This is a genomic window from Mycobacterium parmense (genome assembly GCF_010730575.1).
Taxonomy (GTDB): Bacteria; Actinomycetota; Actinomycetes; order Mycobacteriales; family Mycobacteriaceae; genus Mycobacterium; species Mycobacterium parmense.
Genome location: NZ_AP022614.1, coordinates 2,710,476 through 2,729,727, shown reverse-complemented (window position 1 = coordinate 2,729,727; position 19,252 = coordinate 2,710,476). Strand labels below are relative to the sequence as shown.

The following is a 19,252-nucleotide window of genomic DNA, read 5'->3' as shown; positions in this document are numbered from 1 at the left end:
TCGGTCTCCTTCGTCGGTGGGCGGTTAGCCGGCGGGCTCGAAGCCGAAGCCGATCGCCTCGGTACCTGCGGTGTCGGCGCCCATCGGGTAGGTGGCGAGGCGGACCTTCATCCCGTCGCGGATGTGCTCGGGATCGGGTTCGACGTTGATGATGTTGGCGCGGACCTGCGTGCCGTCGCAGTCGACGACGGAGGCGACGAACGGCACGGGGACCCCGGGTGCGGCGAAGGTGACGATCGTGAACGCCCGCACCGTGCCCTCGGTCGCGACCGGGACGGTCTTGAAATCGGCCGCGAAACACCCGGCGCAGGCGTTGCGCCGGTCGAAGTAGCGGGCGCCGCAGCTGGTGCACTCCTGCGCGACCAGGTGCGGTTCGCCGTCGTCGAGGACGAGATAGTCGACGAATGGGATCTGGCCCGTCATGAAACCTCCGCCACGCTCGGTCTGATCCTCGCGTCCGCCCAGATTGACACATCGGCTCAGGGATGTAAAAGGAGTGGTCTTGGCCGAGGTGTGTCGTGGCCGTGACCTCACCGCGACGGTGACCGAGCACGCTCAACAGCATGATGTTGCTGGCGGCAATCGCCGCGCTCGCGACGGCAACGGCGGTGGGCTACTACTTCGGGCGGCGCGCCGGCACGCCGCGGGTCACCTGGCGCAAACGCACCAGCCGAGTCGCGCTGGGCAGGCTGGCGATCAGCCTGCTCGTGCTGGTGACCGCGCGCCGTGTCCAGCGCAGCGCCCGGATCGGCCGGCTGCTGCCCGACGTCGTCAAACTCGTTGTCCCGCTGCACCTGTTGCCTGGCGGCGCCGCACGGGCCCGGTCGTACTAGGGCCGCGGTATGTCGGTACTACGGGGCAAGATCGCATTGGTGACCGGAGCCTCGTCGGGCCTGGGCGCCGAGACGGCCCGGCTGTTCTCCCGCCTGGGCGCAACCGTATTCGGGATAGGCCGGGATGCCGCACGTCTGGCCGAGGTCTTCGCCGACGTGCAGCCCGGTTCGTACGCATCGGCGGATGTCGCGTCGGCCCGGGCGTGCGGGGAGGCGGTGCAGCGGTGCGTTCGCGAGTGGGGCGGACTGGACGTCTTGGTGAATATCGCCGGGCGACACCAGATGCGCCGGACGGAGTCGATGACCGACGACGACTGGGCGCAGGACCTGGCGGTCAACCTGAACGGGCCGTTCTACCTGTGCCGGGCCGCGCTGCCGCATCTGCTGGAGCGAGGCGGCAACATCGTCAACGTCAGCTCGATCGCCGGGGTCGAGGGGCAGGCCTACTCGGCCGGCTACTGCGCCGCCAAGCATGGGCTGATCGGTCTCACGCGCGCGCTGGCCGTGGAGTACACCGCAGACCGGTTGCGCGTCAACGCGGTGTGTCCGGGCGGCATGCTGACCCCGCAGATCGAACAGTTCAGTGCCCCCGAGAACCCGAACTTCGACCTGATCCTGCGCACGGCCTCGCCGCGCGGCATGATGGCGCCGGCCGACGTGGCCAACGTCATCGCGTTCCTGGCCGGCGATGACGCGGCCGCCGTCCACGGCGCCGTTTACCGGGTCGACAACGGCAAGGGCGCCGGCTGAAGCCCGGCCGACAGGATCAGCTCGCGATTGAGCCGGCGCGGCCGCCCGCGTTGACCGGAGCTCGAGGCGGAGTCCCCGGACGTCTCCGGCTTCACAGCACCGACCATAGGTTTCGCTGCGGTGCCGGAGACATTACGAAACGGAAGCCGGCTGCACCCGATTAGGCATCTTGCCGCGACTGGGATTAGTCTTGCCCGCGGTTCGTCGTCGATTCAGGAAGCAGCTATGCCCAGTCAGCCCGCCCTGCGGCGCCCTCATGTCTTGCGCAACGTCCGCACCCAGCGTGTCGCCAACCGGATGAACCGCCTCACCGTCGGCCAGTGCTTCGACATCGAAGTCACCCGCGGCACGGACGGATGGACGGTCCGGATTCCCGAAATCGGCGGATTCACCCGCGCGAGCCGCCGGGCCGCGGTCGAGATGGCGGCGCGGCGTTGCATCGCGACCCGCACCGGCATCCCGATCGGGTACGTCTCCGTCTACATCGCCAGCGAGAAGGGCTGACGCGAGGAGGGCTCCAGGTCTACCGCCAGCCGGCCGGCAGGTCGGTGATGTGGTTGGGGCACAAGTCGTACGTCGCCTCTGAGAGCAGGTCCCGGGCGGCCTGCGCCGACATCTTGGCGCGCAGCATCATGAAGGCGTATTCGGCCGGTGAGTAGCCCGATTGCGGTCCCGCGGGGTCGTCCATCAACGCGCAGGCCTCCTTCTCCCTGTCGCCGTCGGCCCGGGCGATACCGGCGCCGAACAGCCAAGCCAGCCCGATCAGCCCGCAGGCGGCAATCGTCGTGCGCAACGGCCCTCCTCCTCGCGCCGGCCAGTGTAGGCCCGCCGCGGTGGGCGGGGGACGGGCGAGGCGTCCGATTTCAGGTCTTGACGGTCAGCGGCCACACCTTCCAGATGTCGTCGCAATACTCGGCGATGGCGCGGTCCGAGGAGAACTTGCCGCTGCGCGCGGTGTTCAGGATCGACATCTTCGTCCACGCATCCTTGTCCTGCCACGCGGCGCCCACCCGGTCCTGACAGTTGATGTAGGACGCGAAGTCGGCGCACACCAGGAACGGGTCGTCGTAGCGCAGGTTGTCCACCAGCGGCCGGAACACGTCGGTGTCGCCGTGCGAGAACGTCCCGCCCGCGATCAGGTCCAGCGCCCCGCGCAGCTCGTCGTCGCAGTCGATCCAGTCTGCCGGAGAGTACCCCCGTGCCTTGGTCGATTCGACCTCCTGCTCGGTCAGACCGAACAGGAAGAAGTTCTCGGGTCCCACCTCCTCGCGCATCTCGACGTTGGCCCCGTCGAGCGTGCCGATGGTCAGGGCGCCGTTGATCATGAACTTCATGTTCCCCGTCCCCGAGGCTTCCTTGCCTGCGGTCGAGATCTGTTCGGAGAGGTCGGCGGCCGGGTAGATCATGTGCGCGTTCTTGACGCTGAAGTTCGGCACGAAGACCACCTTCAGGAACCGGTTGACCTCCGGGTCGGCGTTGACGGTCTCCCCGACCGCGTTGATCAGCTTGATGATCCGCTTGGCCATGAAGTAACCGGGGGCGGCCTTGCCGCCGAAGATGAAGGCGCGCTGCGGGATCGACAGGCCCGGGTTCTGCTTGAGCCGCTGGTAGAGCGCGACGATGTGCAGGACGTTGAGGTGCTGACGCTTGTACTCGTGGATCCGTTTGACCTGGACGTCGAACATCCAGTCCGGATTCAGCTCGACACCGGCCACCGCGTTGACGTACTTGGCCAGGCGCGCTTTGTTGGCGCGCTTGATGTCGTGCCACTGGGCGCGGAAGGAGGTGTCGTCCACGAACGCCTCGAGGCCGCGCAGGCGGCTCAGGTCGGTCAACCAGCCCTCGCCGACGGTGCGGTCCAAAAGTTCCCGCAGGCCGGGGTTGGCCAGGGCCAGGAAGCGGCGCGGCGTGACGCCGTTGGTCTTGTTGCTGAACCGCTCCGGCCACATCTCGTAGAAGTCCTTGAGCACACTGGATTTCAGCAGTTCGGAGTGCAGCGCCGCGACACCGTTGATGGCGTGGCTGCCGACGGTCGCCAGATGAGCCATGCGGACGTTCTTCTTGCCGTCCTCACCGATGATCGACATCCGGCGCAACCGGTTCCCGTCACCGGGGAACCGGGCACGCACCTCGTCGAGGAAGCGGTGGTTGATCTCGTAGACGATCTCGAGGTGCCGGGGCAACGATTCGGCGAACATCTCCAGCGGCCAGGTCTCGAGCGCCTCGGGCAGCAGGGTGTGGTTGGTGTAGCCGAACGTCGCGACCGTGATCTCCCACGCCTCGTCCCAGCCCAGGTCGCGCTCGTCGACCAGCAGCCGCATCAGTTCGGCGACCGCCACGGACGGGTGGGTGTCGTTGAGCTGCAACGCGAATCGCTGGGGCAGCTCCCTGACCCCGGCGTCGGCGAGGTCGTCCATGATGTGCAGCACGTGCTGCAGCGAGCACGACACGAAGAAGTACTGCTGCAGCAGGCGCAGCCGCTTGCCGGCCTCCGGCTCGTCGTTGGGGTAGAGCACCTTGGTGACCGTCTCCGAGGTCACCTCGTCCTCGACCGCCTTGTAGTAGTCGCCGGTGTTGAAGGCCTCCAGCGCGAAGGACTCGACGGCCCGCGCGCTCCACAGGGTCAGCACGTTGCAGGTGTTCACGCCGTAGCCCTGGATGGGCGTGTCGTACGCGACGCCCTTCAACAGCCGCCCGGGCACCCACCGGGCGCGGTCGTTACCGGCCTCATCGGTGTAGTGCTCCGCGTAGCCGCCCCACTTGACCAGATAGTTGACGTCGGGTTTGGCTATTTCCCAAGGGTTTCCGTTGACCAGCCAGTTGTCGGTCTTCTCGACCTGCCAGCCGTCGTGAATCTCCTGATTGAAGATGCCGAATTCGTAACGGATTCCGTAGCCGATCGCCGGGCGCTCGAGGGTGGCCAGCGAGTCGAGGTAGCACGCCGCGAGCCTGCCGAGGCCGCCGTTGCCCAGGCCCGGTTCCGCCTCGCAGGCCAGTACCTCGTCGAGATCCTGGCCCATCGCCGCCAGGGCGGCCTTCGCCGCGCGTTCCATGCGCAGGTTCAGCAGGTTGTTGCCCAGCTGCGGGCCCATCAGGAATTCCGCCGACAGGTAACAGGTCACCTTGCGGCCCAAGTCAAGTGAGGTCTGCGTCGACGCGACGCGGCGGTCCTGCATCCGGTCGCGCACCGCCAGCGCAAGCGCCCGGTAGTAGTGCTCGGGCCGAAGGGCCGCCGCCGGGCGGCCGATCGAGTAGCGCAGGTGGTCGGTGATCGCCCGCTGCAGTGCCGGTGCGCTCATGCCCGTGCGGGAGTGCTCGACCAGATCGGCTCGGGTGGGACTGTTGGGGGACATTCCGTCGGGGGGTGTCTGGTCGACATCGGTCATCGCGAGTCCTATTCCCTAGAGCCTTGGCAGCACCATACCGACGTGGTCGCCGGCGCGCAGGTCGTCAGTCTGGCAGCGGTGTTTGCACATCAGGCACGCAACTGACGTCCGCCACGTGAACGGGCGTCCACGACGAGGCAACGAAACGGCGTTGCGGCTGATCGCCGCGCGCCCTGTGCTACCGGGCCAGCAGATTGACGACGCCGGTGAACACGCTCGGCATCGCGGCGGCGGCGGGCACGATGCCCGACCGCGTGCGCGTGCTCGCACTCGCGTGCAGCAGGGCGGCGGTCAACAGCCGATAGCGCCGCGTCATCTGGCGCCACTGCCGGTCGTAGGTGTCCGGCCGTTCCGCGACAACGGATTTCACCAGCAGCTCTGCCGCGCCGAATGCCAGGCCCAGCCCCTCGCCGGTCAACGCGTCGATGTAGCCCGCGGCGTCGCCGACCAGCAGGACCCGCCCCGCCCTGCGGCTCGATACCTTCTGCCGCAGCGGGCCCGCGGCCCGGTCCGGTTCGTGCGGCGACCCCGCGATCCGGTCGCTTAGGCCGGGGAATTCCGCGAGGTGCCGGTCGAAGCCGCCGCGACGCGACGTCAGGATCGCCACGCCCACGCAGTCGTCGGCGATCGGGGTCACGTACGCCTCGGCGCCCTGCGCCCAGTGCACTTCCACATGGTCTGACCACGGCGCGACGCGCACGTGCCGGCGGATGCCCCACCGGCGCGGACCCGGGCTCGGCTGCTCGAGGCCCAGGGATCGGCGGATGGGGGAATGCAGGCCATCGGCCGCGGCGAGGTAGCGCGCCCGCCAGCGCCCCGCACCGATCGATCCGGCGTCCTGGGTGATGTCAGGGGCCTCGTCGTGGCAGATCCGTACGCCCGCATCGGCGGCCGCGTCCAGGAGCGCTCCGTGCAACACCGTCCTGCGGACGCCGCGCCCGGCGCCGTGGCGAAACGGCGCGTCGGCGTGCCTGCTGCCGTCCCGGTAACTGATTCCGCGGATCGGTTTGCCGTGCGGATGCACCCCCAGGCGTTCCAGGTGCCGCAGGGTGTGGGGCATCAGCCCCTCACCGCAGGCCTTGTCGATCACCCCGCTGCGCCGCTCGACGACCACCACCTCGAGCCCGGCCCGGGCGCCGTGCACGGCGGTGGCCAGCCCGGCCGGGCCGCCGCCGACGACGAGGAGGTCGATCATGTCAGGTTTGCCAGCGCCGCGGTCTCGGTGTTGAGCCGCGTCCTCAAGAGCGACGCGTTGAGCACCGAGAAGACCAGGGCGGTGATGTACGCGCTGTGCACCAACGGCAGCGCGCACCCCTCGACGATCACCGCCAGGTAGTTCGGGTGCGACATGAATCGGTACGGCCCGCCGGTGATCCGGGCGTCGCCCGGTATCACGATCACGCGGGTGTTCCACCGGTAGTCCAGCGTGCGGATGCACCACCAGCGCAGCGCCTGGGCGGCGACCACGATCGCGAGCATCGGCCAGCCCAGCGCCGCGACGAACGGCCGGTGCAACGCAACGGGCTCGGCCAGGCAACCGGCCAGCAGGCCGGCGTGCAGGGCGACCATCACCGGGTAGTGGCCCGCCCCGAACTCGACCCCCCCGCGCGCCCGGCTCACGGTGCGGTGACGTTCGGCGACGACCATTTCGGCGAGTCGCTCCGCGGCGACCGCGCCGATCAACAGCGCATACCAACTCATCGCGCGATCATCGCCAGCGCAGCATCACGAGTTCGGAGCAGAAGCCCGGCCCCATGGCCATCATGAGGCCCGGGCTGCCGGTGGCCGGCTGCTTGGCGATCGTGTCACGCAACACGTGCAGCACCGAGGAAGACGAAAGGTTGCCGACCTCGCTCAGCGATCGCCACGTCAGCTCCAGCGCGTCCTCGGGCAGCCCGAGCGACGCCACGATCGACTCGATGACCTTCGGGCCGCCGGGGTGGCTCACCCACGCGCCGATGTCGACGATGTCGATGCCGTACGAGGAAAGGAACTGCGTCACATCGGCATTGAGGTATCGCTCGACGATGGCCGGGACGTCGGGGGAGAGGATGAGCCCGAATCCGTTGGAGCCGATGTTCCAGCCCATCGTGGCCTGGGAGTCCGGATACAGGTGGCTGCGCGATCCGAGGATCTCCGGCCCCGCGGCGTGGATCTTCTCCGCGCGACGGCTTCCGGCGGCGACCACCGCGGCCGCGCCGTCACCGAACAGGGCGGTTCCGACGAGCCCGGCGACCGAGGCGGTGGCGGCGGGGAAGGTGAGCGAACACAATTCGACGGAGAGCAGGACGGCGACGTCGTCGGGTGCGCCGCGCAGGTAGTCGTGCAGCCGGGCCACCCCGGCGGCGCCGGCGACGCATCCGAGACCGAACATGGGCACGCGGCGCACATCCGGCCGAAGGCCGATCCGCGTAGCGATGCGCGCCTCCACCGAGGGCGCCGCGATGCCGGTGACGGTCGTGGAGAAGATCACGTCGACGTCCTGCGGACGCAGGCCCGCCTCGTCCAGGGCGTCCGTGATCGCCCGGCTGCCGAGCTCGACCGCCGTCTCGATGTAGACGTCGTTGGCCTCGCCGAAGTCGGTCAGCGCGGGGTAGCGCTCGAGCGGCAACGCCAGGTAGCGACTGTTCACCTTCGAACTGGCGTGCAGCTTGCGCAGCACGTCCCCGCAGGCGCCGAACGCCGGGAGCGTCGCGAGGGTGTCGGTGATCTCGCTCTGGGTGTAGCGGTTGGGCGGCAGGGCGCCCTGGACGCCCACGATCACGCCGCCGGCGTTGTGAGTCTGAAAGGTCTTGTGCGACATTTTTTCTACCTTCCCTGGAGTGAATGGCCGACCGGCGCCATTGCCGCTGGGAATTCCTGGGGGTGCCTACCGGCACCAGGTGCCCGGGCGGGCACGAACGCCGGCAACAGCGCCGTCTTCGTCACCACCCGTCTGGCCTGCGCCACACCGGATGCGACGCACTCATCGTTAACGGCGCGGCTGTGCGCCCGGTTCAACGTCGTCGGCTGTGCCGCTCCCGCGGCCGGCCGGAATTCGCGGCTGCGGGACAGGACGAACACCTCGTAGTCCATCGACGTCAGCGAAAGCACATTGCGGACAAGGGCATTCAGCGGCCGGGTCACCTCGCCTGTCGCCGCGGGGCGGATGGCGGCACTCGAACTCCGGATACCGCATGCCATGGGGACCACCCGTCCTCAAGACCCGAATTCAACAACCGGTGACTTTTGTCAACAATTGGTGACTTGGACCTTACGCGGGTGGGGTGCGAGAAGTCAACGGTGGCTGACATAGAGTTTGGCGATGGCTACCGGTAGGCCGCGCAACGCCGCGCAGACACGCGCCGACATCCTGGCGGCGGCGCGCCGGCGTTTCGCGACGGAAGGTTTCGAACGCACCACGCTGCGCGCGATCGCGGCCGACGTCGGCGTGGACGCGGCATTGGTGATCCGCTACTTCGGCAGCAAGCAGGACCTGTTCGCGACCGCCACCGAATTCACCATCGAGCTACCGGATTTGACCCACGCCGAGCCGGAGCAGATCGCCGACATGCTGCTGCCGCGCTACTTCGCGGTGTGGGAGGACGACCACACGTTCCTCGCGCTGCTGCGCGCGGCGATGACCAGCCGCGTCGCGGCCGACGCCCTCAATGAGACGCTGGCCAGGCACGTCGCGCCGACGCTGATGGCCATCACCCCGGACAACCCCACGCAACGGGTCGCGCTGACCGACGCCTTCGTGATCGGCCTCGCCGCGACGCGGTCCGTCCTCGCCAACCCGCCCGTCGCCGCGCTGGATCGTGCCGAGCTCAGCCGCTGGGCCGGGCCGGTGTTCCGCCAGCTCCTGGTCGGCCCGGCGCCGCCGTAATGCCCGTCACCAGACCCCGCAACGCCGGCCAGACGCGAGCCGACATCCTCGCGGCCGCGCGCACCCGCTTCGCTGCGGAGGGCTACGACCGGACCACCCTGCGCGCCGTGGCGGCGGACGTCGGCGTGGACGCGGCGATGGTGATCCGCTACTTCGGCAGCAAACAGAACCTGTTCGCCGCGGCAGCCGAATTCACGATCGACCTGCCGGACCTGTCGGGCGTCGATCCCGGCGACATCGCCGGCCTGCTGCTACCGCGGTTCTTCGCGGTTTGGGAACAGGACGAGACGTTCGTGGCGCTGCTGCGGGCGGCGATGACGAGCGAGATCGCGTCCGGCGCCCTGCGGCGGGTGTTCGCCGCGCAGGTCGCGCCGAAACTCATCGCCGCCACCCCGGACCACCCCGTCGCGCGGATCGGATTGACGGGCTCGTTCGTCATCGGCCTCGCCATGACGCGGTACGTACTGGTGAACCCGCCGATCGCCAACCTCAGCCGCGAGGAGCTCAGCCGCTGGGCATCTCCGGTGATCCGCCGGCTGCTCACGGGGCCGGCGCCGGGGCCGCCTAACCGGTGACGGTCATCTGCTCGTCGCTGGTGTCCCACGAGCGCATGAAGAGGTCGATCGGCACCTGCTCGTCGCGGCCCACCTCGCTGCCGCTGTCGTTGAGATGCACGACCGCGGCCGCGGTGTCGACACCGGTCACCACGACGGCGTGGTTGGCCTCGGGTTCGCCGTCGGCCGTCTTGTCCTCGACCGGCTCGCGCCAGAGCACCTCGGAATTGACCCCGGCGATCACCTTGCGGCCCGCGGCGAGGTCCTGCTCGAGCGCCCGCATGCCCGTCGGGACGCCGGTCGTCGCCGCGCGCGGTTTGTCGGTGCTGACCGCGTGGAAGCCGTAGTGCGCCAGCAGGGCCGGCTCGTCGTCGAAGGACGTGCCGTCACCGGACTTGTGCTTCCTGGGCTTGACGTAGACGGGACCGGAATGCGCGGTGCTGCGGGTCGACTGCGCCACCTTGATCACGGCCTGCTCGGCGGGTGCCGCACCGGTCAATTCGCCGACCACGTCGGCGACGGCCATCTCGACGCAGTCGTCGTCGTACTGCTGGTAGCGCCAGAACTTCGCGGCGGCGGCGGGGTCGCCGTAGAGGGTGCCGATGCCGGTCGGCGCGTCGGGCGCCGCGTGGGCCGTCCCGGCCGTCAGCGCCAGCGCGGCGGCAGCGGCGGTGCACGCCGCCGCGATGCGGACCCTGGTCACGGTATGCATGTCCGAAAAGAGCGCGCGTCCGTTACGTCAGTGCGCGCCGGTCAGGTTCAGCGTGACCACCCCGGCGATGATGAGGCCGACGCCGACGACCTTGGCGACCGACACCGGGGAGCCGAGAAACACGACGGCGATTGCCACGATGGTCGCCGTGCCGATCGCCGACCACAGCGCGTAGGCGACGTCGGTCTGCATGCCCCGGGAGATCGACAGCGCGAGCAGCAGGAAGGAGACCGCGTAGCCGGCCAGACAGGCGACGGTCGGCCACGGCCGGCTGAAACCCTCGGTGCTCTTGAGCAGGCTGGTCGCGGCCACTTCCGCGAAGATCGCGCAGAGCAGGAACAGATACGTCACAGCGTCTCCTTCATCGGGGAGCAGACCGAGAGTACGGGGTACTTTGGCAATCCATGGCCGCGTGGTGCGCAGCCGTTGCGGTTGGACGTCAGCGACGTGCTCGGGGAGCCGGCATCGTTGGCGGCGTCGTGCCACCACACGGCATCGAGCCGGCAGCGGTTGTGGCGGCGTCGTGCTCGGCTGGGTTTCCGCCGTAACCTCGGCGGTGTGACGAACGCTCTGGCCCGCTGCGCACCGGCCGTGCTGAGCCTGTTCCGGTTGGTCTACGGCCTGCTGTTCGCCGCGTACGGCACGAGGACCATCTTCGACTGGCCGGTCCGGTCGCCGGTTCGCGTCGAATTCGGTTCCTGGCCCGGCTGGTACGCCGGTGTGATCGAGATCGTCGCGGGGCTGCTCATCGCCGGCGGGCTGTTCACCCGCGCTGCGGCTTTCGTCGCCTCGGGGCAGATGGCGGTCGCCTACTTCTGGCAGCACCAGCCGCGGGCCCTGTGGCCCGTCGCCGACCCGCCGGCGGGCAACGGCGGCAGCCTGTCCATCCTCTTCTGCTTCGGGTTCTTCCTGCTTGTTTTCCTGGGCGGGGGCAGATATTCGTTCGATGCCCTGCCTATACTCGGCAGCAAGCGGCGGCAATGACATTCTCTGAATAGGAGAAGGGGTTTCCGCTGGGGACCGAGGAGGTCGACGATGACCGCTGACCGATGCTGTGACGGGATGGTGGCGCTGGTCACCGGCAGCAGCCGGGGGCTGGGAAAGGCGATCGCCGGGCGGCTCGCGGCCCGCGGCGCAACTGTGGCGTTGACCGCCCGCACCATGGACCCCGACCCCAAATACCAGGGCTCGCTGCACCAGACCCGCGACGAGATTGTCGCCGCCGGCGGGCGGGCCGTGGCGGTGCAGGCGGACCTGTCGCGGGCCGACGAGCGCGAGCGGCTGTACGCGGAGGTCGTGGACACGGTCGGCGCCCCCGACATTCTGGTGAACAACGCCGCGGTGACGTTTCTGCGGCCCCTGGACACGTTCCCGGACCGGCGGGCGCGGCTGATGATCGAGATGCACGTCCTGGGGCCGCTGCACCTGGCGCAGCTGGCGATCCCCGCGATGCGCGAGCGCGGGCGGGGCTGGATCCTGAACCTGACCTCGGTGGGCGGCGACCTGCCGCCCGGGCCGCCGTTCTCGGAGTTCGACCGGACCGCGGGCTTCGGCGTCTACGGGACGGCCAAGGCCGCGCTGAACCGTTTGACGAAAAGCCTTGCCGCCGAGCTGTACGACGACGGCATCGCCGTCAACGCCGCGGCTCCCTCCAATCCGGTGGCCACCCCGGGGGCGGGCACGCTCGACCTGGCCAAGACCGACACCGAGGACATCGAACTGATCACCGAGACCGCCTTCCGGTTGTGCACCGGCGACCCGAAGACCCTCACCGGGCGCATCGCGCACACGCAGAAGTTCCTCGCCGAAGTCGGCGGGTTCCAGCCCGCCGGCTGAATGCCCGAACTCGATCTCACCGAGCTGCGACGGCGACTCGCCGCCGCCGGCGTCACCGACGTCGCCGGGGTCGACGGGGGCGCGTCCAGCCTCACCTTCCGGGGTATGCGCGACGGGCGGGCGGTGGTGATCAAGGTCGCCCCGCCGGGCGTCGCACCCGTCGGCCATCGTGACGTCCTGCGCCAGGCCCGCATCATGAAAGCGCTTGCCGCTGGCCCGGTTCCGGTCCCGGAGGTGTTGTGGGAGGACGTAGATGACCCGCCGCTGTTCGTGATGTCGCACGTAGAAGGCGAATGCCTGGAACCACTGTTCGACGGCTGCGTGCCCGCACCCGGCCTGGCCGAGCGTTACCGCAACGCGTCGCGGGCCATGGCCGCGCTGCACCTGGTCTCGCCGGGCGGCCTCGGGCTGGGCGGTGAGCCGGTTACCGATGCGGCCGCCGAGGTGCGTCGCTGGTCGGACACGCTGCGGACCGTCGACGCCACGCTGGTGCCCGGCTGGCAGGACGTGCGCGACGCGCTACTGGGTTGGCTGCCGGCCCCGATGGGGCCCGCCGTGGTGCACGGCGACTTCCGGCTGGGAAACCTGCTGGCCGTCGGGACGCGCATCCTAGCCGTGATCGATTGGGAGATCTGGTCGGTGGGGGACCCGCGCATCGACGCCGGCTGGTTTCTGATCAACTCCGATCCGCAGACCTACCAACGTGTTTCGCACGACGATGTCGCCCCGCCGGTCGCGGAGCTGGCCCGGATCTACGAGCGCGAGCTGGGCTGCGACGTGGCCGACCTGGCGTGGTTTTGCGCGCTGGCGTGTTACAAGTCGGCCGCGACCTGGTCGCTGATCGTCAAGCACAACCGCCGAAGGCCTTCGCCGCGAGCCGAACTGGAGGCCATGGCGGGGGCGCTGCCGCGATTGCTGACCCGAGCCGCGACGATGCTGGGCCGCTGAGCCCAGTGACGAGTGGACGCATAATGCCACGTTCAAACGGCGTGTCGCGTACAGACACGCGCACTCGCGGTGGAAGGGGGCGCTAGCCGCGGGGGATGCCCGCCAGCTTGTCGGCAAACTTCGCCTCCGCCGCCGCGCGCAGCCGCAGCAGATGCTCGGAGGGAAACAGGTCGGGCGACGGCGCGCGATCCTTGAGCAGCATGCGCGCCAGCGTCACCTTGTGCACCTCCGTCGGGCCGTCGGCGAGCCCGAGCACGAACGATTCCACCAGGTACTGCACGAACGGCATCTCGTGGGTGGTGCCCAGCGACCCGTGCAGCTGCAGCGCCCGCGACGACACGTCGTGCAGCACCTTCTGCATCATCGCCTTGACCGCCGAGATGTCGGCCCGCACAGCCTTGTAGTCGTTGAATTGGTCGATCTTCCAAGCGGTTTGCAGGGTCAGCAGGCGGAAGGCCTCGATCTCCATCCACGAGTCGGCGACCATCTCCTGGACGAGCTGCTTGTTGGCCAGCACCTCGCCCTGGGTGTAGCGCGACACCGCGCGCTCGCAGATCATGTCGAAGATGCGCCGGACCAGGCCCACCGTGCGCATGGCGTGGTGAATCCGCCCGCCGCCCAGGCGGGTCTGCGCAACGACGAAGGCCCCGCCGCGCGGGCCCAGCATGTGATCGGCGGGCACGCGCACGTTCTCGTACCGCACGTATCCCTCACGCCCGCCGCCGAGCGGCTGGTACCCCAGCCCGACGTCGCGCAGCACGTTGATGCCGGGGGTGTCGCCGGGGACGACGAACATCGAGTAACGCTGATAGGGCGGCGCCTCCGGATCGGTCATCGCCATCACGATGAGGAACGACGCCATCGACGCGAACGACGAAAACCACTTCTCCCCGTTGATGACCCAGTGATCCCCGTCGGGCACCGCGGTGGTGCGGAACACCTTGGGGTCCGCGCCGCCCTGCGGCTCGGTCATCGAGAAGCACGAGACGATCCGGTTGTCCAGCAGCGGCTCGAGGTAGCGGGCCTTGAGCTCCGGTGTGCCGTAGTGCGCCAGGATCTCGCTGTTGCCCGAATCGGGGGCCTGCGAGCCGAACACGATCGGCGCGCACTCCGAGCGGCCCAGGATCTCGTTGAGCAGCGCCAGCTTCACCTGCCCGTAGCCCGGACCGCCCAGATGCGGACCGAGGTGAGTGGCCCACAACCCGCGCTCCTTCACCATTTCCTGCAGCGGCGGGATCAGCGCCTGGCGCACCGGGTCGTTCAGGTCATGCGACTCCTTGACGATCAGGTCGATCGGTTCGCACTCCTCGCGCACGAAGTCCTCGACCCACTTCAGCTGTGCCGCCCACTCCGGGTCGGTGGAGAAGTCCCACGACATCTGTTAACCCTTCCTGCTCTGTGCGACGACGCCGGCGTCGGTCAACCCGGCAATTGCGTCGGCGTCGAAACCCATCTCGCGCAACAGCTCACGCGTGTGGTCGCCGGGCAGTGACGGCGACGACGGCGCCGCCGCCGGTGTGCGCGAGAAGCGGGGCGCCGGCGCCGGCTGGGTGATGCCGTCCACGTCGACGAAGGTCTGCCTGGCGACGAGGTGCGGATGCCGCATGGCCTCGATAAGCGAAAAGACCGGTGTGGCACAGCATCCCGGCGAGTCCAGCAGCCGCTGCCACTCGTCGCGGGTCCGCTCGGCGAAGCGTGCGGCCAGGACGGCGCGGTGCGCCGCCCAGGTCTCGGGCTGGTCGTCGTCCTGCGGCACGTCGACGCCGAGCCGGGCGCACAGTTCGGCGTAGAACTTCGGCTCCATCGCGCCGACGGCCATGTGGCCGCCGTCGGCGGTGGTGTACACGCCGTAGAAGTGGGCGCCGCCGTCGAGCAGGTTGTCCTGCCGCCGGTCTCGCCACGTGCCGGCCCGCAGCATGCCGAAATACGGTGCCAGCAGCGTCGCGACGCCGTCGACCATCGCGACGTCGAGCACCTGCCCGGTGCCGGACTCGCGGGCCTCGAGGATCGCGCTCAACAGCCCGACGGCCAACAGCATTGCGCCGCCACCATAGTCGGCGACCAGGTTCAGCGGTGGCACCGGCGCCTCCGCGGGCCCGATGCCGTGCAGGGCGCCGGTCACCGCAAGGTAGTTGATGTCGTGGCCGGCGTGCCCGGCCAGCGGGCCGTCCTGCCCGTAGCCCGTCATCCGGGCGTACACGAGGCGAGGGTTCTGCCCGCGCAGCGCGTCCGGGCCGATGCCGAGCCGCTCGGCCACGCCGGGCCGGTACACGTCGACGAACGCGTCGGCGCCGGCGGCCAACCGGCGCACCAGGTCTGCGCCCCGGGGATCCTTCAGGTCGGCGGCCAGGGACCGCTCACCGCGGCGAACGGTGTAGTCGATGGGCAGCCCGCCGTCCACACCCGCGAGGCTGTCGACGCGCACGACGTCGGCGCCCAGGTCTCCCAGCAGCATCCCGCAGAACGGCGCCGGCCCCAGGCCGCCCATCATGACGACGCGCACGCCGCGCAGCGGGCCCGTCACGAGGACCACTTCGCGCGGCGTCGCGCCGCCTCCTCGGTGGCGTGGCTGATCACCTGATTGCGGTTCTCCAGTTCCAGCGCCGGGGACAGGCCGGCGGCGTCGGTGTTGACCTGCAGGGCCCGCTTGGTCAGCTCGGTGGCCAGCGGCGCGTGTCCCGCGATCAGCCGGGCCAGCTCCACGGCGCGGCCGGCCAGCCGGTCCGGCTCGACGACCTCACTGACCAGGCCGCGCCGGTCCGCCTCGGCGGCCGACACGGTGCGCCCGGTGAGCATCCAGTCGGCGGCCACGCTGGTGCCGACGATACGCGGCAGGTGGTAGCTCATGCCCATCTCGGCGCCGGACAGCCCGAGCAGGATGGCGGCGTTGCCGAACGATGCCGTCGCCGAACAGATCCGGAGGTCGGATGCCAGGCACAACGCGAAACCCGCGCCGACACACGGGCCGTTGACCGCCGCGATCACGGGTTGCGGCAGCGCGCGTACGGCCTCCGCGAGGGCCGCCATCTTCTCCTGGAAGCGCATCCGGTCCAGCGCGGGCGCGTCGGGTCCGGGCACGCCGGGCCCGAAGTCGCGCATGTCGATGCCCGCGCAGAAGCCGCGCCCGGCGCCGGTCAGCACGACGGCGCGCGTGCAGCGGTCGACCGCCAATTCGGCCAGCCGCTGGAGCAATTCGGTCTGCATCGCCTCGTTGATGGCGTTGAGGGATTTCGGGCGGTTCAGCCGCACGACGACGACTCCGTCGTGCGGGCGGTCCACCTCCAGGGTGCCCGGCACCGTCACAGCCGTTCGACGATGGTCGCGGTGCCCATCCCGCCGCCGGTGCACATGGTCACCAATCCCGTTGTCAGGTCGCGGCGTTCGAGCTCGTCGAGAACCGTGCCGATCAGCATCGCGCCGGTGGCGCCGATGGGGTGGCCCAGCGCGATCGCTCCGCCGTTGACGTTGACCCGGCCCGGGTCGATGCCGAGGTCGCGGATCGTCTTGAGCACAACGGCGGCGAAGGCCTCGTTGACCTCCCACAGGTCGATGTCGGCGACGTCCATGCCGGCGCGTTGCAGGCAGCGGTGGGCCGCGGGTCCGGGCGCGGTGAGCATAATGACCGGTTCGCTGCCGACGGCCGCGGCGGCACGAATCTGCGCGCGCGGCGAGACCTTGTGGGCCCGCAGCCATTCGGAGGAGGCGACCGTCACGGCGGCGGCCCCGTCGACGACGCCCGACGAGTTGCCGGCGTGGTGAACATGGTCGATGAGGTCGATGCCCGGGTAGCGCTCGAGGCAGATCTCGTCGAACGTCTTGCGCTCGCCGTCGGCCCGGGCGGCGCCCATGGCGGCGAAGGCGGGCCTGAGCCGCCCCAGCGCCTCGGCCGAGGTGCCGGGGCGGGGATGCTCGTCGGTCGTGACGGCGCCGCCCGGCGTGGCCACCTCGACCAGCGAGCGGTCGAACCGACCCTCGTCGATGGCAGCGGCGGCCCGGCCCTGGCTCTGCGCGGCGTAGGCGTCGACCGTCTCGCGGGTGAAGCCCTCGAGCGTGGCGATGAGGTCGGCCGAGACGCCCTGCGGCACAGTCGGGTAGCGGGCGCGAAGGTCCGGGTTGTCGCCGTCTATGGTCGGCACCCCGACCGTGACGCCCCAGCGGGACATCGACTCGACGCCCCCGGCGATCACCAGGTGCTCGCCGCCGGCGGCGACCGCCGACGCCGCCACCGTGACGGCCTGCTGGCCCGACCCGCAGAAGCGGTTGAGCGTCATGCCCGGAACGGTCTCGGGCCAGCCGGCCAGCAGGACAGACAGGCGCGCGATGTCGTCGGCGTGGTCGCCGGACAGGATGCCGTTGCCGGCGATGACGTCGTCGACGTCCCCGGGGTCGAACCCGGTGCGGTCGGCGAGCGCGGTCAGGCACCGGGCGAACAGCGCTTGCGGATGGACCCCGTGCAGGGCTCCGTCGGGGCGGCCGCGCCCCCGGGGCGTGCGGACCGCGTCGACAATCCAGGCGTCGATGTCTGCTCCTTCGATCACACCGATCGTAAAGCGTCTCTCGACTTAGGAGAATAACCTTCTCTAAAAAAGCAAAGGTATTCTCTTCAATCGCCTCGCGGCGGATCAGCGCCAGCGCGCCCAGACGTAGGGCACCAGCGCGCGCAGGAAATCCAGATCAGGTCCCGGTCGCGCCTGCGCGAAGGCCCGCTCGAAACACTGCTCGGCGACCAGCAGGATGCCCTCGGCGTACTCGCGGGTGAAAGCGATGCTGCCGTAGTCGTCCATCAACGCTCGAATGGTCCGAACGAGTACTTCCGAACGCTGGACCCGCGTCCTGCGCAAATAATCCTTCAGCACGGTGCGGTCCTCGCCCCGTGCGGTCGCGGCCAGGTGCACCAGGGCCAGCGTCCGCTTCCCCTCGTAGAGGTCGCCGAGGATCTCTTTGCCGTACACCCGCTCGTCGCCGATCAGGTTCAGCAGGTCGTCGCGGATCTGGAATGCCGCCCCGAAGTGGAAGCCGAAGCGGACCAGGGGATCCAGGTCGGCGGTGCCGCCCGAACCCACCATCGCCCCCACCCGCAGCGGGTGAATCGTGGTGTACCAGCAGGTTTTGTGCATGATCAGCTCGAGGTAATCCTCCGGGCCCAGGCTCTCGACATCGTCGGCCTGCCAGCCGGCCTCGGTGGCCTGGCCTTCGAGAGTGCGCATGGCCATCGTGTCGAACTCCGCCAGCACGAGGTCGGCGAGGTCGCGGTCGAGGCGACGGGCCGCCCGGCGCAGCACCTGGTTCGCCACGATCGCCAGGCCGTCCCCGGCGTTGAGGGCCACCGCCAGACCGTGTGCGGCCGCCAGGGTGGGGCGCCCGCGGCGCATCTCGCTGCCGTCGGCGATGTCGTCGTGCACCAGGAAAGCGTTGTGCAACAACTCGATTGCGACGGCTATGCCCAGTAGGTCGTCGGGGTTCCCCCCGAACGCGCGGCCGGCCGACAGGCACAGCGCGGGCCGCAACGCCTTGCCGGGCCGCGACGGGTAATCGCGCATCGGACCGTAGAGCCAGGCAACGGGCTCGCCGTCGGGCATGGCGTCGAGCATCGACCGGCGCACGCTGCGCGCGACCTCGCGCAACCGGTCCTCCACGGCCGCGGCAAGTTCCGTCGCGTCGGCGGCGGTGGTCATCCGGCCGGGGCCCGCAGCGTCAGCGTCACCGGCAGCCACAGATCGGGATATCCCTCGGCGAGCAGGGTTCCGCGGTAACAGCCCGGCGCCGCGCAGGGCGCCACTTCGACCTCGATTGTCACGCCGCGGCTCGACCGGCCGGGCAGCGCGAGCCGCTCGGGGGAGAACCGCACGGCGGCGGAGCTCACCGAGGTGCCGTCGTGCGCGAGCAAATCACCGCACCTTAGCGCGACCGAATCGATGTCCTCGGCGCCGCGGTTGTGCAGCCACACCTCCGCGGCGGCCACGCCGCTGCCGTCCGCGGTCAGGCGCACACCGCCCTCGGCGCTTCGGCCCGCGAAGTCGAACGCAGCCCCGTCGCCGCGCAGGGCGGCCGCCCCGGGCATCGACCGGAGCAGCCGGCCGAACATCGACCACCACGCGGTCAGCATCGCGTCCACATCGCCGCCGGCACCGACCGCAGCGGTCGTTTCCGCTTTGCTGCCCGCGGACTCCGCAGCCCCGCCGGTGGCCGCCGATTCGGCGATCCGGACGAATCGGTCGACGAGTTGTGTCGCCGCCGAGAAACCCCTTGCCTGGATGGCGGTCAATGCACGGGCATTGGCGACCGGATCGAACACGCTCACCCAGGGTAAGTCGCTGATCGTACCGTCGTTGGTGACGCCGTCGTTCACGTGAATTTTCCTCCGC

Annotated in this window: 23 protein-coding genes; 8 read left to right on the top strand and 15 right to left on the bottom strand. The window is 69.9% G+C overall.

Annotated elements, in window-relative coordinates; genetic code table 11:
* Window positions 1-24: 24 nt before the first annotated feature.
* Window positions 25-423: a Zn-ribbon domain-containing OB-fold protein gene (locus G6N48_RS12410; protein ID WP_085267885.1), complete on the bottom strand. Its 399-nt coding sequence runs from the start codon at window positions 421-423 to the stop codon at window positions 25-27.
* A gap of 140 nt (window positions 424-563) precedes the next feature.
* On the opposite strand from G6N48_RS12410, the gene G6N48_RS12405 reads away from it, so the two are divergent.
* From G6N48_RS12405 to G6N48_RS12395, 3 genes are all read left to right on the top strand, one after another.
* Entirely contained in the window at window positions 564-833 is a 270-nt protein-coding gene (locus G6N48_RS12405; RefSeq protein WP_085267886.1) for a hypothetical protein, read from the top strand.
* Window positions 834-842: 9 nt separating this feature from the next.
* On the top strand, window positions 843-1,583 hold the full coding sequence (locus tag G6N48_RS12400) for an SDR family NAD(P)-dependent oxidoreductase (protein WP_085267887.1): 741 nt from the start codon (window positions 843-845) through the stop codon (window positions 1,581-1,583).
* Between the two features lie 297 nt (window positions 1,584-1,880).
* Window positions 1,881-2,087, top strand: a complete 207-nt coding sequence (locus tag G6N48_RS12395; protein WP_085268062.1) for a long chain fatty acid-CoA synthetase Faa4p — start codon at window positions 1,881-1,883, stop codon at window positions 2,085-2,087.
* 19 nt (window positions 2,088-2,106) lie between these two features.
* Here the strand turns inward: G6N48_RS12395 and G6N48_RS12390 are convergent, their stop codons facing one another.
* The 6 genes from G6N48_RS12390 to G6N48_RS12365 all read right to left on the bottom strand — a co-directional run bounded on the left by G6N48_RS12390 (window position 2,107) and on the right by G6N48_RS12365 (window position 8,095).
* On the bottom strand, window positions 2,107-2,376 hold the full coding sequence (locus G6N48_RS12390; RefSeq protein WP_085267888.1) for a hypothetical protein: 270 nt from the start codon (window positions 2,374-2,376) through the stop codon (window positions 2,107-2,109).
* Window positions 2,377-2,446: 70 nt separating this feature from the next.
* Window positions 2,447-4,936 (bottom strand): glycogen/starch/alpha-glucan phosphorylase, encoded by a 2,490-nt coding sequence (locus G6N48_RS12385; protein WP_085268063.1) that lies wholly within the window; start codon window positions 4,934-4,936, stop codon window positions 2,447-2,449.
* A 211-nt stretch (window positions 4,937-5,147) separates the two neighbouring features.
* Window positions 5,148-6,164, bottom strand: coding sequence for an NAD(P)/FAD-dependent oxidoreductase (locus tag G6N48_RS12380; protein ID WP_085267889.1), 1,017 nt, complete (start codon window positions 6,162-6,164; stop codon window positions 5,148-5,150).
* Window positions 6,161-6,670, bottom strand: a complete 510-nt coding sequence (locus G6N48_RS12375; RefSeq protein WP_085267890.1) for an isoprenylcysteine carboxyl methyltransferase family protein — start codon at window positions 6,668-6,670, stop codon at window positions 6,161-6,163. Before G6N48_RS12375 ends, G6N48_RS12380 begins: the two co-directional genes overlap by 4 nt.
* 7 nt (window positions 6,671-6,677) lie before the next feature.
* The gene (locus tag G6N48_RS12370; protein ID WP_085267891.1) at window positions 6,678-7,772 is read right to left on the bottom strand and encodes a type III polyketide synthase; all 1,095 of its coding nucleotides are present in this window, start codon (window positions 7,770-7,772) and stop codon (window positions 6,678-6,680) included.
* 5 nt (window positions 7,773-7,777) lie between these two features.
* Entirely contained in the window at window positions 7,778-8,095 is a 318-nt protein-coding gene (locus G6N48_RS12365) for a hypothetical protein (RefSeq protein ID WP_139825643.1), read from the bottom strand.
* A 178-nt stretch (window positions 8,096-8,273) separates the two neighbouring features.
* On the opposite strand from G6N48_RS12365, the gene G6N48_RS12360 reads away from it, so the two are divergent.
* Window positions 8,274-8,837 (top strand): TetR/AcrR family transcriptional regulator, encoded by a 564-nt coding sequence (locus G6N48_RS12360; protein WP_085267893.1) that lies wholly within the window; start codon window positions 8,274-8,276, stop codon window positions 8,835-8,837.
* Window positions 8,837-9,412, top strand: coding sequence for a TetR/AcrR family transcriptional regulator (locus tag G6N48_RS12355; RefSeq protein WP_085267894.1), 576 nt, complete (start codon window positions 8,837-8,839; stop codon window positions 9,410-9,412). Before G6N48_RS12360 ends, G6N48_RS12355 begins: the two co-directional genes overlap by 1 nt.
* Here the strand turns inward: G6N48_RS12355 and G6N48_RS12350 are convergent.
* Together G6N48_RS12350 and G6N48_RS12345 are read right to left on the bottom strand one after the other, a co-directional pair.
* Complete coding sequence (locus G6N48_RS12350) at window positions 9,402-10,094, bottom strand: cysteine peptidase family C39 domain-containing protein (RefSeq protein ID WP_372511315.1); 693 nt, start codon at window positions 10,092-10,094, stop codon at window positions 9,402-9,404. The two genes, G6N48_RS12355 and G6N48_RS12350, sit on opposite strands and share 11 nt — an antisense overlap.
* A gap of 36 nt (window positions 10,095-10,130) precedes the next feature.
* On the bottom strand, window positions 10,131-10,454 hold the full coding sequence (locus tag G6N48_RS12345) for a DMT family transporter (protein ID WP_085267896.1): 324 nt from the start codon (window positions 10,452-10,454) through the stop codon (window positions 10,131-10,133).
* A gap of 207 nt (window positions 10,455-10,661) precedes the next feature.
* Between G6N48_RS12345 and G6N48_RS12340 the strand changes: the two genes are divergently transcribed.
* Genes G6N48_RS12340 through G6N48_RS12330 form a run of 3 tightly spaced genes read left to right on the top strand, consistent with a single transcriptional unit; the run spans window position 10,662 to window position 12,887 of the window.
* On the top strand, window positions 10,662-11,087 hold the full coding sequence (locus tag G6N48_RS12340) for a DoxX family protein (RefSeq protein ID WP_139825644.1): 426 nt from the start codon (window positions 10,662-10,664) through the stop codon (window positions 11,085-11,087).
* Window positions 11,088-11,138: 51 nt separating this feature from the next.
* Entirely contained in the window at window positions 11,139-11,939 is an 801-nt protein-coding gene (locus tag G6N48_RS12335) for an SDR family NAD(P)-dependent oxidoreductase (protein ID WP_085267897.1), read from the top strand.
* Window positions 11,940-12,887, top strand: coding sequence for a phosphotransferase family protein (locus G6N48_RS12330; RefSeq protein ID WP_085267898.1), 948 nt, complete (start codon window positions 11,940-11,942; stop codon window positions 12,885-12,887).
* A gap of 82 nt (window positions 12,888-12,969) precedes the next feature.
* Here G6N48_RS12330 and G6N48_RS12325 read toward each other — a convergent pair whose 3' ends face one another.
* From G6N48_RS12325 to G6N48_RS12300, 6 genes are all read right to left on the bottom strand, one after another.
* On the bottom strand, window positions 12,970-14,265 hold the full coding sequence (locus G6N48_RS12325; protein ID WP_085267899.1) for an acyl-CoA dehydrogenase family protein: 1,296 nt from the start codon (window positions 14,263-14,265) through the stop codon (window positions 12,970-12,972).
* A 3-nt stretch (window positions 14,266-14,268) separates the two neighbouring features.
* Window positions 14,269-15,411, bottom strand: a complete 1,143-nt coding sequence (locus G6N48_RS12320) for a CaiB/BaiF CoA transferase family protein (protein ID WP_085268066.1) — start codon at window positions 15,409-15,411, stop codon at window positions 14,269-14,271.
* Entirely contained in the window at window positions 15,408-16,190 is a 783-nt protein-coding gene (locus G6N48_RS12315) for an enoyl-CoA hydratase/isomerase family protein (RefSeq protein WP_085267900.1), read from the bottom strand. The genes G6N48_RS12320 and G6N48_RS12315 overlap by 4 nt, the downstream gene beginning before the upstream one ends.
* Complete coding sequence (locus G6N48_RS12310) at window positions 16,187-17,395, bottom strand: acetyl-CoA C-acetyltransferase (RefSeq protein WP_264050431.1); 1,209 nt, start codon at window positions 17,393-17,395, stop codon at window positions 16,187-16,189. The genes G6N48_RS12315 and G6N48_RS12310 overlap by 4 nt, the downstream gene beginning before the upstream one ends.
* Window positions 17,396-17,509: 114 nt before the next feature.
* Complete coding sequence (locus G6N48_RS12305) at window positions 17,510-18,601, bottom strand: polyprenyl synthetase family protein (RefSeq protein ID WP_232066606.1); 1,092 nt, start codon at window positions 18,599-18,601, stop codon at window positions 17,510-17,512.
* Window positions 18,559-19,236 carry a hypothetical protein gene (locus G6N48_RS12300; protein WP_085267902.1) on the bottom strand — a complete coding sequence of 226 codons (678 nt, stop codon included), beginning with the start codon at window positions 19,234-19,236 and terminating at the stop codon, window positions 18,559-18,561. The genes G6N48_RS12305 and G6N48_RS12300 overlap by 43 nt, the downstream gene beginning before the upstream one ends.
* Between the last annotated feature and the right edge of the window lie 16 nt (window positions 19,237-19,252).

Bases quoted from the DNA above. Each gene is read 5' to 3' on its own strand.
- G6N48_RS12385 (WP_085268063.1), bottom strand. From the start codon at position 4,936: ATGTCCCCCAACAGTCCCACCCGAGCCGATCTGGTCGAGCACTCCCGC.
- G6N48_RS12405 (WP_085267886.1), top strand. From the start codon at position 564: ATGATGTTGCTGGCGGCAATCGCCGCGCTCGCGACGGCAACGGCGGTG.
- G6N48_RS12370 (WP_085267891.1), bottom strand. From the start codon at position 7,772: ATGTCGCACAAGACCTTTCAGACTCACAACGCCGGCGGCGTGATCGTG.
- G6N48_RS12380 (WP_085267889.1), bottom strand. From the start codon at position 6,164: ATGATCGACCTCCTCGTCGTCGGCGGCGGCCCGGCCGGGCTGGCCACC.
- G6N48_RS12375 (WP_085267890.1), bottom strand. From the start codon at position 6,670: ATGAGTTGGTATGCGCTGTTGATCGGCGCGGTCGCCGCGGAGCGACTC.
- G6N48_RS12400 (WP_085267887.1), top strand. From the start codon at position 843: ATGTCGGTACTACGGGGCAAGATCGCATTGGTGACCGGAGCCTCGTCG.
- G6N48_RS12325 (WP_085267899.1), bottom strand. From the start codon at position 14,265: ATGTCGTGGGACTTCTCCACCGACCCGGAGTGGGCGGCACAGCTGAAG.
- G6N48_RS12410 (WP_085267885.1), bottom strand. From the start codon at position 423: ATGACGGGCCAGATCCCATTCGTCGACTATCTCGTCCTCGACGACGGC.
- G6N48_RS12355 (WP_085267894.1), top strand. From the start codon at position 8,837: ATGCCCGTCACCAGACCCCGCAACGCCGGCCAGACGCGAGCCGACATC.
- G6N48_RS12360 (WP_085267893.1), top strand. From the start codon at position 8,274: ATGGCTACCGGTAGGCCGCGCAACGCCGCGCAGACACGCGCCGACATC.
- G6N48_RS12335 (WP_085267897.1), top strand. From the start codon at position 11,139: ATGACCGCTGACCGATGCTGTGACGGGATGGTGGCGCTGGTCACCGGC.
- G6N48_RS12395 (WP_085268062.1), top strand. From the start codon at position 1,881: ATGAACCGCCTCACCGTCGGCCAGTGCTTCGACATCGAAGTCACCCGC.
- G6N48_RS12330 (WP_085267898.1), top strand. From the start codon at position 11,940: ATGCCCGAACTCGATCTCACCGAGCTGCGACGGCGACTCGCCGCCGCC.